13 protein-coding genes and 1 pseudogene are annotated in these 13,192 nt (G+C 69.7%); 9 read left to right on the forward strand and 5 right to left on the reverse strand.

The features are described 5' to 3' along the window. Together carB and pyrF are read left to right on the forward strand one after the other, a co-directional pair. Positions 1-3,321: carbamoyl-phosphate synthase large subunit (gene carB / locus AC2VOK_RS01940; RefSeq protein WP_428898977.1), on the forward strand; the 3,321-nt coding region annotated here is incomplete at its 5' end. After that, positions 3,318-4,157, forward strand: coding sequence for an orotidine-5'-phosphate decarboxylase (pyrF, locus tag AC2VOK_RS01945; RefSeq protein WP_421530686.1), 840 nt, complete (start codon positions 3,318-3,320; stop codon positions 4,155-4,157). The genes carB and pyrF, both read left to right, overlap by 4 nt. Before the next feature lie 5 nt (positions 4,158-4,162). On the opposite strand, the gene AC2VOK_RS01950 is transcribed toward pyrF, so the two are convergent. Continuing rightward, positions 4,163-4,585 (reverse strand): TOBE domain-containing protein, encoded by a 423-nt coding sequence (locus AC2VOK_RS01950; RefSeq protein WP_421530687.1) that lies wholly within the window; start codon positions 4,583-4,585, stop codon positions 4,163-4,165. A gap of 467 nt (positions 4,586-5,052) precedes the next feature. Here AC2VOK_RS01950 and mihF point away from each other — a divergent pair, with 467 nt between their 5' ends. The 5 genes from mihF to metK all read left to right on the forward strand — a co-directional run bounded on the left by mihF (position 5,053) and on the right by metK (position 9,013). Further along, positions 5,053-5,370 carry an integration host factor, actinobacterial type gene (gene mihF, locus AC2VOK_RS01955; protein WP_421530688.1) on the forward strand — a complete coding sequence of 106 codons (318 nt, stop codon included), beginning with the start codon at positions 5,053-5,055 and terminating at the stop codon, positions 5,368-5,370. Between the two features lie 30 nt (positions 5,371-5,400). Then, positions 5,401-6,021 (forward strand): guanylate kinase, encoded by a 621-nt coding sequence (gene gmk, locus AC2VOK_RS01960; RefSeq protein WP_428898978.1) that lies wholly within the window; start codon positions 5,401-5,403, stop codon positions 6,019-6,021. Positions 6,022-6,100: 79 nt separating this feature from the next. Further along, positions 6,101-6,430: a DNA-directed RNA polymerase subunit omega gene (rpoZ, locus tag AC2VOK_RS01965; RefSeq protein ID WP_428898979.1), complete on the forward strand. Its 330-nt coding sequence runs from the start codon at positions 6,101-6,103 to the stop codon at positions 6,428-6,430. A 22-nt stretch (positions 6,431-6,452) separates the two neighbouring features. Continuing rightward, a complete protein-coding gene (coaBC, locus tag AC2VOK_RS01970; RefSeq protein ID WP_428898980.1) occupies positions 6,453-7,694 on the forward strand; it encodes a bifunctional phosphopantothenoylcysteine decarboxylase/phosphopantothenate--cysteine ligase CoaBC in 1,242 nt (413 codons plus the stop codon). 107 nt (positions 7,695-7,801) lie between these two features. Beyond that, positions 7,802-9,013 (forward strand): methionine adenosyltransferase, encoded by a 1,212-nt coding sequence (metK, locus tag AC2VOK_RS01975; protein ID WP_428898981.1) that lies wholly within the window; start codon positions 7,802-7,804, stop codon positions 9,011-9,013. Positions 9,014-9,035: 22 nt separating this feature from the next. Here the strand turns inward: metK and AC2VOK_RS01980 are convergent, their stop codons facing one another. From AC2VOK_RS01980 to AC2VOK_RS01995, 4 genes and pseudogenes are all read right to left on the reverse strand, one after another. Beyond that, positions 9,036-9,596, reverse strand: a complete 561-nt coding sequence (locus AC2VOK_RS01980; RefSeq protein WP_428898982.1) for a pyridoxamine 5'-phosphate oxidase family protein — start codon at positions 9,594-9,596, stop codon at positions 9,036-9,038. Positions 9,597-9,612: 16 nt separating this feature from the next. Then, positions 9,613-9,873: pseudogene (locus AC2VOK_RS01985) on the reverse strand (NAD(P)/FAD-dependent oxidoreductase); the annotation flags it as partial. Positions 9,874-10,031: 158 nt separating this feature from the next. Further along, positions 10,032-11,003 carry an alpha/beta hydrolase gene (locus tag AC2VOK_RS01990; RefSeq protein ID WP_428898983.1) on the reverse strand — a complete coding sequence of 324 codons (972 nt, stop codon included), beginning with the start codon at positions 11,001-11,003 and terminating at the stop codon, positions 10,032-10,034. A gap of 43 nt (positions 11,004-11,046) precedes the next feature. Next, a complete protein-coding gene (locus AC2VOK_RS01995; RefSeq protein WP_428898984.1) occupies positions 11,047-12,009 on the reverse strand; it encodes an alpha/beta hydrolase in 963 nt (320 codons plus the stop codon). Here AC2VOK_RS01995 and AC2VOK_RS02000 point away from each other — a divergent pair. Both AC2VOK_RS02000 and AC2VOK_RS02005 read left to right on the forward strand, forming a co-directional pair. Continuing rightward, positions 12,008-12,775, forward strand: a complete 768-nt coding sequence (locus tag AC2VOK_RS02000; RefSeq protein ID WP_428898985.1) for a lysoplasmalogenase — start codon at positions 12,008-12,010, stop codon at positions 12,773-12,775. The genes AC2VOK_RS01995 and AC2VOK_RS02000 overlap by 2 nt on opposite strands. Positions 12,776-12,859: 84 nt before the next feature. Further along, positions 12,860-13,192 (forward strand): primosomal protein N' family DNA-binding protein (locus AC2VOK_RS02005; RefSeq protein ID WP_486944279.1); only part of this gene is annotated, 333 nt, incomplete at its 3' end.

Here is a 13,192-nt window from a genome sequence, read left to right on the forward strand (position 1 = left end):
CAGGCCTGCGAATTCGACTACTCCGGCACGCAGGCGTGCCGGGTGCTGCGGGCCGAGGGCCTGCAGGTGAGCCTGGTCAACTCCAACCCGGCCACCATCATGACCGACCCCGAGTACGCCGACTTCACCTACATCGAGCCCATCACGCCGGCCTTCGTCGAACGGGTGATCGCCCAGCAGGCCGAGCGCGGCAACCGGATCGACGCGCTGCTGGCCACCCTGGGTGGGCAGACCGCGCTCAACACCGCGGTCGCCCTGCACGAGAACGGGGTGCTGGAGCGGTACGGCATCGAACTCATCGGGGCCGACTTCGACGCGATCCAGCGCGGCGAGGACCGGCAGATGTTCAAGGACATCGTCGCCAAGGTCGGCGGCGAATCCGCGCGCAGCCGGGTGTGTTTCACCATGGAAGAGGTCCGCGAGACGGTCGCTGAGCTGGGGCTGCCGGTGGTGGTGCGGCCCAGCTTCACCATGGGCGGGCTGGGCTCGGGCATGGCGCACTCCAGCGAGCAGATCGAGCGGATGGCCGGTGCCGGGCTGGCGGCCTCGCCCAGCGCCAACGTGCTGATCGAGGAATCCATCTACGGCTGGAAGGAATTCGAGCTCGAGCTGATGCGCGACGGTCACGACAACGTGGTCGTGGTGTGCTCCATCGAGAACGTCGACCCGATGGGCGTGCACACCGGCGACTCGGTCACCGTCGCGCCGGCCATGACGCTGACTGACCGGGAATACCAGCGGATGCGTGATTTGGGCATTGCGATCCTGCGCGAGGTCGGCGTCGACACCGGCGGCTGCAACATCCAGTTCGCGGTCGATCCGGCCGACGGCCGGCTGGTCGTCGTCGAGATGAACCCGCGGGTGTCCCGCTCGAGCGCGCTGGCGTCCAAGGCCACCGGATTCCCGATCGCCAAGATCGCCGCGAAGCTCGCCATCGGCTACACCCTCGACGAGATCGTCAACGACATCACCAAGGAGACACCGGCCGCCTTCGAACCCACGCTGGACTACGTCGTGGTCAAGGCCCCGCGGTTCGCGTTCGAGAAGTTCCCCGGTGCCGACCCCACCCTGACCACCACGATGCAATCCGTGGGCGAGGCGATGTCGTTGGGGCGCAACTTCGTCGAGGCGCTGGGCAAGGTGATGAGGTCGTTGGAGACCACCCGTGCCGGATTCTGGACCACCCCGGACCCCGACGGGCCGGAAGGGGGAGCCGAGGAGGCGCTGACCCGGCTGCGAACCCCGACCGAAGGGCGGCTCTATGACGTGGAACGGGCGCTGCGCCTGGGCGCGTCGGTGGAGCGGGTCGCTGAGGCCAGCGGCGTGGACCCGTGGTTCGTCGCGCAGATCGGCGAGCTGGTGGCGCTGCGCGACGAACTGGCCGAGGCCCCCGTGCTCGACGCGGAGCTGCTGCGCCGCGGCAAGCACAACGGCCTGTCGGACCGCCAGATCGCCGCGCTGCGACCGGAATTGGCCGGCGAGGACGGGGTGCGGTCGCTGCGCGAACGCCTCGGCATCCACCCGGTGTACAAGACGGTCGACACTTGCGCCGCGGAGTTCGAGGCCAAGACGCCTTATCACTACAGCAGCTATGAGCTCGACCCTGCCGCGGAGACGGAGGTGGCCCCGCAGACCGAGAAGCCCAAGGTGCTGATCCTGGGTTCCGGCCCGAACCGGATCGGGCAGGGCATCGAATTCGACTACAGCTGTGTGCATGCGGCAACCACGCTGAGCCAGGCGGGTTTCGAGACCGTGATGGTCAACTGCAACCCGGAGACGGTGTCCACCGACTACGACACCGCCGACCGGCTCTACTTCGAGCCCCTGACGTTCGAGGACGTCCTCGAGGTCTTCCGCGCCGAAACCGAGTCGGCCGGCCATGGCTCGGGGGGCCCCGGGGTCGCGGGCGTCATCGTGCAGCTCGGCGGCCAGACGCCCCTCGGGCTCGCGCAACGCCTCGCCGATGCCGGGGTTCCCATCGTCGGCACCCCGCCGGAGGCCATCGACCTGGCCGAGGACCGCGGCGCGTTCGGCGACCTGCTGGCCACGGCGGGCCTGCCCGCCCCCCGCTACGGCATGGCGACGACCTTCGCCCAGGCGCGCCGGATCGCCGAGGACATCGGCTATCCGGTGCTGGTGCGGCCGTCGTATGTGCTGGGCGGCCGCGGCATGGAGATCGTCTACGACGACGAGACGCTGAAGGGCTACATCGGCCGCGCCACCGAGCTGTCGCCCGAGCATCCTGTGCTCGTCGACCGCTTCCTCGAGGACGCGGTCGAGATCGATGTCGACGCGCTGTGCGACGGCACGGAGGTCTACATCGGCGGCATCATGGAGCACATCGAGGAGGCCGGGATCCACTCCGGTGACTCGGCGTGCGCGCTCCCGCCGGTCACGTTGGGCCGCAGCGACATCGAGAAGGTCCGTCACGCAACCGAGGCCATCGCCCACGGCATCGGCGTGATCGGCCTGCTCAACGTGCAGTACGCCCTCAAGGATGACGTGCTCTACGTCCTGGAGGCCAATCCCCGCGCCAGCCGCACGGTACCGTTCGTGTCCAAGGCCACCGCGATCCCGCTGGCCAAGGCCTGCGCGCGGATCATGCTGGGCACCAAAATCTCCCAGCTCCGTGACGAAGGAATCCTGGCCGCTTCCGGGGACGGCGGGCACGCGGCGCCGACGGCGCCGATCGCGGTCAAGGAGGCGGTGCTGCCGTTCCACCGGTTCCACAGCGCCGACGGGGCGGCGATCGACTCGCTGCTGGGCCCGGAGATGAAGTCGACCGGCGAGGTCATGGGTATCGACCGCGACTTCGGCAGCGCCTTTGCCAAGAGCCAGACCGCCGCCTACGGGTCGCTGCCGGCCGAGGGCACCGTGTTCGTCTCGGTCGCCAACCGCGACAAGCGGTCACTGGTGTTCCCGGTCAAGCGACTGGCCGACCTCGGATTCCGCGTCCTGGCTACCGAAGGGACCGCGGAGATGTTGCGCCGCAACGGCATTCCCTGCGACGAGGTACGCAAGCATTTCGAGCCGCCGGAGCCGGGCCGCCCGGAGGTCTCCGCGGTCGAGGCCATCAAGGCCGGCGAGGTCGACATGGTGATCAACACGCCCTACGGCAACTCCGGGCCGCGCATCGACGGCTACGAGATCCGTTCTGTTGCGGTCGGGGTCAACATCCCCTGTGTCACGACGGTGCAGGGCGCGTCGGCGGCGGTGCAGGGCATCGAAGCCGGGATCCGGGGCGACATCGGCGTGCGGTGCCTGCAGGAGCTCCACAGCGTGATAGATCCCACGGGTACTGCGACCGGCGCTGCGCCGTGACGAGTTCCGGGACCGGATTCGGCGCGCGGCTGGCTGCGGCGAAGCTGAGTCGCGGGCCGCTGTGCCTGGGCATCGACCCGCATCCGGACCTGCTGCGGGCGTGGGGCCTGCCGGCGAATGCCGACGGGCTGGCCGCGTTCTGCGACACCTGCGTCGAGGCCTTTGCGGGGTTCGCCGTCGTCAAGCCTCAGGTGGCGTTCTTCGAGGCCTACGGAGCCGCCGGCTATGCGGTGCTGGAGCGCACGTTCGCGGCGTTGCGGTCGGCCGGGGTGCTGGTGCTGGCCGACGCCAAGCGCGGGGACATCGGGACGACGATGGCCGCCTACGCCGCCGCCTGGGCGGGAGATTCGCCGTTGGCCGCCGACGCGGTGACGGCCTCGCCCTATCTGGGGTTCGGTTCGCTGCGACCGCTGTTGGAGGCCGCCGTCGCCCACGACCGGGGCGTGTTCGTGCTGGCGGCCACGTCGAACCCGGAGGGCGCCACGGTGCAGCGCGCGGTCTTCGACGGCCGCACCGTGGCCCAGTTGGTCGTCGACCAGGCAGCGGTGCTGAATCGGGCGAACGCGTCGTACGGCCCGGGCTATGTCGGTGTGGTGGTGGGGGCCACGGTGTCAGAAGCGCCCGATCTCAGCGCGTTGGACGGCCCGGTGCTGGTCCCCGGTATCGGGGCGCAAGGCGGACGGCCCGAAGCGCTCGGCGGGCTGGGCGGCGCCGCACCAGGCCAACTGCTGCCCGCGGTGTCGCGGGAGGTGCTGCGGGCCGGACCGGGCATACCGGACCTGCGGGCGGCCGGCCAGCGAATGCTGGACGCCGTCGCGTACCTGTCGAGGCCGTAGCCGCGTCAGTCGGACGCTATCGCCGCGCCGGGGTCGGCGGTCTCGACGATGACGTTGGTGGCCTTGACGACGGCCACGGTGACGGAGCCGGGCCGCAGCTGCAACTCCTGGGCGGCCTCGGTGCTCATCAACGACACCACGGTGAACGGGCCGCATTGCATCTCCACCTGCGTCATCACCCGGTCGCTGATGACCCTGGTGACCAGACCGACGAACCGGTTGCGGGCCGAGCTGCCGATGCTGAGCGGGTCCGGCGGTGGGGCCGGCGCGTTGGTGCGGGAGAACTCGGCGAGGTCCTCGCTGGCGATGACTTTGCGGCCGGCCGCATCGTGGCTGACGGCCAACGCACCCTGGTTGATCCACCGCCGAACGGTGTCGTCACTGACTCCCAGCAACTCAGCCGCCTGGCGGATCCGCAGTTGCGGCACCGCACGATGGTAGCCGATCGCGGCGCAGGCTCAGCCCCAGCAGGTTGTTCGGTCGCAGCGGCGTGTGACCGGTGCGCGACACGCGCGACACGCCACCCGAGTGCGTGATCTGCCGGATCGGCCGTGCGTCCGTCCGTCGCAGGTGGTCGCGGCCCGCCGGCGAGAACGCGCACCGCACCGGGCGGACACCGCCTGTAATACGTAAAAGGCCTGCTAGATGGCCTTGAGGCGGCGGCCGGACCGGCCCGGCGCGAGGGTGCACCGTGGCGGGGTCCGAGTTCGCGCCGATCCCTTTCGGCCGCCCGTCCGAGGGTCGCCGCGCCAGGTTTACGCTGGGCGTTTACGCCCTCGAGTGAGGGGGCGGGTTAGATTTCGTCAGGAAGCCTGAGTACGGTCGTCTCCGCTGGTGGTAACCGGCAGAGACAAACGAGATCGATTGAGATTGATTGATCAGATACGGAGGAATCGTGGCCCTTCCCCAGTTGACCGACGAGCAGCGCGCGGCCGCGTTGGAGAAGGCGGCTGCCGCCCGTCGAGCTCGCGCAGAACTCAAAGATCGGCTCAAGCGCGGTGGCACCAACCTGACCCAGGTGCTCAAGGACGCCGAGACCGATGAAGTTCTGGGCAAGATGAAGGTTTCTGCGCTGCTGGAGGCCCTGCCGAAGGTGGGCAAGGTCAAAGCGCAGGAAATCATGACCGAGCTCGAGATCGCTCCGACCCGGCGCTTGCGCGGGCTCGGCGATCGGCAGCGCAAGGCCCTGCTGGACAAGTTCGGCTCCGCCTAACCCGCGCCGAGGATGCAGGCCGGAGGGCCTGTGGGCGCCGGCGAGGGACCGGCCGCCGGACACGGGGGGCGCCGCGAGCCGGCGGGCCGCGTGGTCGTGCTGTCCGGTCCCTCAGCGGTCGGTAAGTCGTCCGTGGTGCGGTGTCTGCGTGAGCGAATACCGGACCTGCACTTCAGCGTCTCGGCGACGACCAGGGCGCCGCGTCCGGGCGAGGTCGACGGCGTCGACTACCACTTCGTCAGCCCGGAACGCTTTCAGCGGCTGATCCACGACGGGGACTTGCTCGAATGGGCCGAGATCCACGGCGGGCTGCACCGGTCGGGTACCCCGGCCGGGCCGGTGCGGGCGGCCGCCGCGGCGGGTGTCCCGGTGCTCATCGAGGTCGACCTGGCCGGCGCCAAGGCGGTCAAGAAGGCGATGCCCGAGGCCACCACCGTGTTCCTCGCACCGCCGAGCTGGGAGGATCTGCGGGCCCGGCTGGTCGGCCGCGGAACCGAGACACCCGAGGCGATACGGCGGCGTCTCGACACCGCGCGGCTGGAACTGGCGGCCCAAAACGAGTTCGACACGGTGGTGGTGAACAGCCAATTGGAATCTGCGTGTGCCGAATTGGTATCCTTGCTGGTGGGAACTGCCCCGGGCCCGGCATAAGCCGCCTCGCCGAATAACATCGAGCCCAACGTTGCGAGCCGTTTTCGCACCGCTCTACGCCGCCAGGAGATTTTCTTACGTGAGTATTCCGCAGTCCGATGCATCGCTGACCGCCGCCGGCGTCGACCGGTTCGATCCCTCCGCAGGTGGTCAGCGCGTCTACGACACCCCGCTGGGCATCACGAACCCGCCCATCGACGAGTTGCTGGACCGCGTCTCGAGCAAGTACGCCCTGGTGATCTACGCGGCCAAGAGGGCCCGGCAGATCAACGACTACTACAACCAACTCGGTGAGGGCATCCTCGAATACGTCGGCCCGCTCGTCGAGCCCGGCCTGCAGGAGAAGCCGCTGTCCATTGCGATGCGCGAGATCCACGCCGACCTGCTCGAGCACACCGAGGGCGAGTAACAGGGCAGGCCCGGGCTCGGCTGTGGAACGCAAGCGGATCGTCGTCGGCGTCTCGGGCGGGATCGCCGCCTACAAGGCGTGCACCGTCGTTCGCCAGCTCTCCGAGGCCGGTCACTCGGTCCGGGTGGTCCCCACCGAGTCCGCGTTGCGCTTCGTCGGCGCCGCGACCTTCGAAGCCCTGTCCGGCCAGCCGGTTCACACCGGCGTCTTCTCCGACGTCCCCGACGTGCCGCACGTGCAGATCGGCCAGCAGGCCGACCTGGTCGTGGTGGCGCCGGCGACCGCGGACCTGCTGGCCCGGGCGGTGGCCGGGCGAGCCGACGACCTGCTGACTGCCACCCTGCTCACCGCGCGCTGCCCGGTGCTGTTCGCCCCGGCGATGCACACCGAGATGTGGCTGCACCCGGCCACCGTCGACAACGTGGCCACCCTGCGCCGGCGCGGGGCCGTTGTGCTGGAACCCGCGGCCGGACGCCTCACCGGCGCCGACACCGGGACGGGCCGGCTACCCGAGGCCGAAGAGATCACCACGCTGGCCCAGCTGCTGCTGGAGCGGCACGACGCGCTGACCTACGACCTGGCCGGCCGCAAGGTCCTGGTGACGGCCGGCGGCACCCGGGAACCGATCGATCCCGTGCGCTTCATCGGCAACCGCAGCTCCGGCAAGCAAGGCTATGCGGTCGCGCGGGTCGCCGCGCAGCGCGGCGCCGAGGTCACCCTGATCGCCGGGCACACCGCGGGGCTGATCGACCCCGCCGGCGTCGAGGTCGTGCGCGTCAGCTCGGCCGAGCAGCTCGGCAACGCGGTGTCCAAGCACTCCTCGGCGGCCGACGTCCTGGTGATGGCGGCGGCCGTCGCCGACTTCCGACCCGCGCAGGTCGCGGCCGCCAAGATCAAGAAAGGCGCCGAGGAGCCACCGGCGATTTCGCTGGTGCGCAACGACGACGTGCTGGCCGCCGCGGTGCGGGCGCGCGTCCACGGCGAGCTGCCCAACATGCGGGCCATCGTCGGGTTTGCCGCCGAGACCGGGGACGCCGACGGCGACGTGCTGTTCCACGCGCGCGAGAAGCTCCGTCGCAAGGGGTGCGACCTGTTGGTCGTCAACGCCGTCGGCGAGGGCCGGGCATTCGAGGTGGACAGCAACGACGGCTGGTTGCTGGCCTCTGACGGGACCGAGTCGGCGCTGCAACACGGTTCCAAGACGCTGATGGCGAGTCGTATCGTTGACGCGATTGTCGCGTTCCTGCGCGGCGAGGCCGGATAACGGCGCCGGGCTCCGGGCTTGGGTTGGATGGGCATCACCCGGTGGATCGCGGCAGGGGCCGGACGATATAGTTCGACTGACTAATTAATGGGAAGGGATTGACAACAGTGAGTGAAAAGGGTCGGTTGTTTACCAGTGAGTCGGTGACCGAGGGGCATCCGGACAAGATCTGCGATGCGATCAGTGACTCGGTCCTCGACTCGCTGCTGGCCGCAGACCCCCGCTCACGCGTGGCCGTCGAGACGCTGGTGACCACCGGCCAGGTGCACGTGGTGGGCGAGGTGACGACGACGGCCAAGGAGGCGTTCGCCGACATCACCAACACCGTCCGCGAGCGGATCCTGGAGATCGGCTACGACTCATCCGACAAGGGCTTCGACGGTCTCACCTGCGGGGTCAACATCGGGATCGGTGCGCAGTCACCTGACATCGCCCAGGGGGTCGACACGGCCCATGAGGCGCGCGTGGAGGGTGCCGCGGACCCGTTGGACGCCCAGGGTGCCGGTGACCAGGGCCTGATGTTCGGCTACGCGATCAACGAGACCCCGGAGATGATGCCGCTGCCGATCGCGCTGGCGCACCGGCTGTCGCGGCGGCTGACCGAGGTCCGCAAGAGCGGTGTGTTGCCCTACCTGCGGCCCGACGGCAAGACTCAGGTCACCATCGGCTACGAGGGCAACGTGCCCACCCGCCTGGACACCGTGGTCATGTCCACGCAGCACGCTGCCGACGTCGACCTGGAGAACACCCTGACTCCCGACCTGCGGGAGAAGGTGCTCAACACCGTGCTCAACGACCTCGCGCACGACACGCTGGACACGTCGTCGACGCGGCTGCTGATCAACCCGACCGGCAAGTTCGTGCTCGGCGGCCCGATGGGCGACGCGGGGCTCACCGGCCGCAAGATCATCGTCGACACCTACGGCGGCTGGGCCCGCCACGGCGGCGGCGCCTTCTCGGGTAAGGACCCGTCCAAGGTGGACCGGTCGGCGGCGTACGCGATGCGCTGGGTCGCCAAGAACATCGTGGGCGCCGGCCTGGCGGAGCGCGTCGAGGTGCAGGTGGCCTACGCGATCGGCAAGGCCGCGCCGGTCGGCCTGTTCGTCGAGACCTTCGGTTCCGAGACCGTCGACCCGGTCAAGATCGAGAAGGCCATCGGCGAGGTGTTCGACCTGCGGCCGGGTGCGATCGTCCGCGACCTGGACCTGCTGCGCCCGATCTACGCGCAGACCGCCGCCTACGGGCACTTCGGCCGCACCGACATCGAATTGCCGTGGGAGCAACTGAACAAGGTCGACGCACTCAAAGCCGCGATCTAGCTTTCAGGCCTGCTCGCGGTGCCTACGGCAGCGGATGGTCGGGGTCCAGCGCGGGCAGGCCGTCGATGCTGTGCCGGTTGCGGTCGAGCAGACTCGCGAACCTCTCGTCGGTCGCCTTGGCGTGATGCGCGTCCAGCACCGGCCGTTCGTCGACGAGGTCGTAATAGGGCACCGCGAATCCGCACGCGTCGGCGATCCGCCCGACGTCGATGACGATCGCGGCCCGTACGCCCGCGTGCCGATCGCCGAAATGCGCCATCAGGCCGCCGAACTCGGTGTCGTCGGGGCGCACCACCCGTCCGGTTCCGAACAGCCGCAGGATCCGCGACGTGCGGGTGAACGAGCAGAACATGAGCGTGATCCGGCCGTTGTCCCGAAGGTGTGCGACGGTCTCCGCGCCGCTGCCGAACAGGTCCAGGTAGGCCACGGTGTGGTCGTCGAGAACAGCGAAGGTGTCTTGATAACCCTTGGGGGATAGGTTGATTCGTCCTCCCTCGGAGGGCGCGGTGGCGACGAAGAACATGGCCTGGCGGGCGATGAACTCGCGGAGCGACTCGTCGAGGTGGGAGAACTCCTTGGCCACGCGGGAAAGCGTAGCCCTAGGCCGTGAACCGGTAGTCGTCGAGCGGGAACCGCCGGCTGCGCCAGTAGGCCTCCACCGTGGTGGCCGGGCGTAGCGGCACGTCGCCGTTCTTGTCGAAGTAGTAGCTGTTGGCCAGCCGGCAGCTGTCCTGCCACGGGCCGAACACGTTGAACAGGTTAGGAAAACCCGGGACGCTGACGCCCTCGTAGGCCTGCAGGCGGTGCTCGTCCCAGAACCTGCTCAAGGACCTCCCGCCGCTTCCGGTTACCGCGAACGTCCGAAAGCCCCGCCTTGTCGAGCTTGATCGCGGCGCCGATCCCGGAGAATCCGGCGCCGACGACGAGGGTCTGGTAGTCGGGGCTGATACCCATGTGGTCCAGCTTCCGGCGCCGGGCGACCGGACTCAAGCCCCGGGCGCGCCGGAGCGCCTTCGGTCTACGCGTGCAGCGCCTTGCGCAGGGCCGCCAGCCCGCGGTCGGTGGCCTCGGCGGCGGCGGGGATCACCATCGCGAAGCTGACGTAGCCGTGCACCAGGGTGGGTTCGTTGCTGTGCTCGACGGGAACCCCGGCGGCGGTGAGCAGCTCGGCGTAGCGGGCCCCGTCGTCGCGCAGTGGGTCGTGCTCGGCGGTTCCGATGTAGGCCGGCGGCAACCCGGACAGATCGGTCGCGCCGGCCGGGGCGAACGTGACGGGCAGGGCCGCGCGATCGCTGATGTCGAAGTCCGGCAGGTACCAGGTCAGGAAGGCGTCGATGACCTCGAGGTCCAGGACCGGCGCGGTGGCGTTCTCGGTGAACGACGGCAGCGACATGTCGGCGCACACCGTCGGGTACCACAGCAGCTGGAAGGCCAGCGCCGGCCCGCCATTGTCGGCGTTGTCGCGGGCCAGGTGGGCCATCACGGCGGCGAGGTTGGCGCCCGCGGAGTCGCCGGCCACGGCGATGCGGTCCGGGTCGCCGCCGAGTTCGGCGGCGTTGTCGGCGACCCATCGCAACGCGGCCCAGCAGTCGTCGACCCCCGCGGGAAACGGGTGCTCGGGAGCCAGCCGATAGTCGACCGACACCACGATGGCCTCCGCGCCGACGGCGTGCGCGCGGGCGACGGGGTCGTGGGTGTCCAGGTCGCCGAGGCAGAACCCGCCGCCATGGTAGAAGACGATGACGGGCAGGGGCTCCTCAGCGCCCGGCGGCCAGTAGATCCGCACCGGAATGCCGGTCAGATCGCCGTAGCCGACCGTGCGCTCCTCGATGCGCAGGTCGGGAAGCATCTCCTGGGGCACCGCGAGCTGTTTCATCCGCGCGCGGGCGGCCTCGACACCGTCGGATGCGCGGAACGTCATCGGGAACGCGTCGAGCAACGACTTGAACGTCGGATCGATGCCGGGTCGGGCGGTCTTCGGCTCTGTCATGGCTTCACGGTACGCATTTGCCGCGATCCCTTTGGCGCCGGGACTACGTGTGCAGCGCCCGGCGCAGTGCTGCCAGCCCACGGTCCAGGCCGGCGGTGGCCGCGGGCACCACGCCGGCGTAACCGAGGTAACCGTGCACCATCGTCTCGGCGTTGTGCACCTCGACGGGAACACCGGCGGCGGCCAGCAATTCGCCGTAGCGGATTCCGTCGTCGCGCAGCGGGTCGTAGCCGGCGACGCCGATGTAGGCGGGCGGCAACCCGGCCAGGTTTCCCGCGCGTCCGGGCGCCATGTCCGGAGGCGGGTTGGACATGTCGACATCGCCTGCATACCAACGGGAGAACGCGGCGACGGCCTTCACGTCGAGGATCGGCGCGGCGGCGTTCTCGGTGAACGACGGCAGCGACGGGTCCCACAGCGTCGAGGGGTACCACAGCAGCTGGAACGCCATCGGCCGGCTATCCCGGTCCCGGCTGCGCTGTGCCATCGCCGCGGCGATCGTGCCGCCCGCCGAATCCCCGGCGACGGCCATCCGCTGCCCGTCGGCGCCGATCTCCGAGCCGCGCTGCGCGACCCACAGCGTTGCGGCCCAAGCGTCTTCGACGGCCGCGGGGTAGGGGTGCTCGGGTGCCAGCCGGTAGTCGACGGACACCACGATCGCGTCGGCGCCGACCGCGTGCCGGCGCGCCGTGCCGTCGTGGGTGTCCAGATCGCCCACGACGAAGCCGCCGCCGTGGAAGAACATGACGACGGGCCGGGCTTCGCCGCCGGCTTCGGCTGTCGGCCAGTAGATCCGGACGGCGATGGGGCCCGCCGGCCCCGGGACGGTCCGGTCCTCGACCTGCAGCTCCGGGTACACCTGCCGGCGCGGCAGGTCGCGGAACCGCTGCCGGGCTGCGTCGACACCCTCCTCGGTTGATAGCCGGAACGGAACCGCATCCAGTACCTTCTGCAAGATGGGGTCGATTGCTGGTCTTTCGTCGGCTGTGTTGTCGAGGCTGGGCATGGAGGTACCGTACGCACCTCGCCTGGTGTCCGGCGGATGGGTGGTAGCGGGCTGGGCCGGCGTTTCTTACGGCGTCTACCTGACGGTGCTCGCATTGCGTTCGCCGCCGGGGACCGAGCTGACCGGCCACTGGATCATGCAGCCGCCGTTCAAGGCGCTGATGGCGTTGCTGCTGACCCTGGCTGCCGTCGGGCATCCCCTCGTGCGGGAGCGGCAATGGCTGATGCCCGCGCTGCTGTTGTCGGCCACCGGCGACTGGCTGCTGGCGATTCCGTGGTGGACACTGTCGTTCGTCGCGGGCCTGACGGCATTCATGTTGGCGCACTTGTGCTTTGTGGGCGCGCTGCTGCCGCTGGCGCGCACTGCGCGGCCGTCGCCGCCGCGCATCGCCATCGCCGTTCTGGTCTGCTTGTTGACGCTGGTGCTGCTGGGGTGGTTCTGGCCCCGGCTGAGCCGCGACGATCTCACGCTCCCGGTGACGGTCTACATCGGCGTCCTGACCGCGATGGTGTGCACGGCTCAGTTTGCGCGGCTGCCCACGATCTGGGCTGCGGTGGGGGCGCTGTGTTTTGCGGCCTCCGATTCGATGATCGGCATCGGCCGTTTCGTGCTGCACAACGACGCTTTGGCGGTGCCGATCTGGTGGTTGTACGCCGCGGCGCAGATCTTGCTCACCGCCGGTTTCTTCTTCGGTCGCGAGGAGGTTGCCGACTCGTGGGGCGGCGACGCAGAGGCCGTCGATTGGCCGGCTGAACAACCTGATTAGCCACGCTTCTCAGGGGATGAGCGGCCGGTGACCCCGAGTGTGCGCACGCCGGTGCAGGTGGAGCCGATCGCCCGGGTACTGCCGATGTTGTCGGTGCCGCATCTGGATCGCGAGTTCGACTATCTGGTCTCGGCCGAGCAGTCCGACGATGCCCAGCCCGGGGTGCGGGTGCGGGTGCGGTTCCACGGGCGGCTGGTCGACGGGTTCGTGCTGGAACGCCGCAACGACAGCGATCACGCGGGCAAGCTCGGCTGGCTGGATCGGGTGGTGTCGGCCGAACCGGTGCTCACCCCTGAGATCCGCCGTCTGGTCGACGCAGTGGCCGCCCGCTACGCGGGGACCCGGCCGGACGTGTTGCGGCTGGCGGTGCCTGCGCGCCACGCCCGGGTGGAACGGGAAGTTCGCAAAATCGAGGCC

Source organism: Mycobacterium sp. TH-M116 (assembly GCF_057473685.1).

Bases quoted from the DNA above. Each gene is read 5' to 3' on its own strand.
- AC2VOK_RS01990 (WP_428898983.1), bottom strand. From the start codon at position 11,003: ATGACAGAGCCGAAGACCGCCCGACCCGGCATCGATCCGACGTTCAAG.
- AC2VOK_RS02000 (WP_428898985.1), top strand. From the start codon at position 12,008: ATGGAGGTACCGTACGCACCTCGCCTGGTGTCCGGCGGATGGGTGGTA.
- AC2VOK_RS01995 (WP_428898984.1), bottom strand. From the start codon at position 12,009: ATGCCCAGCCTCGACAACACAGCCGACGAAAGACCAGCAATCGACCCC.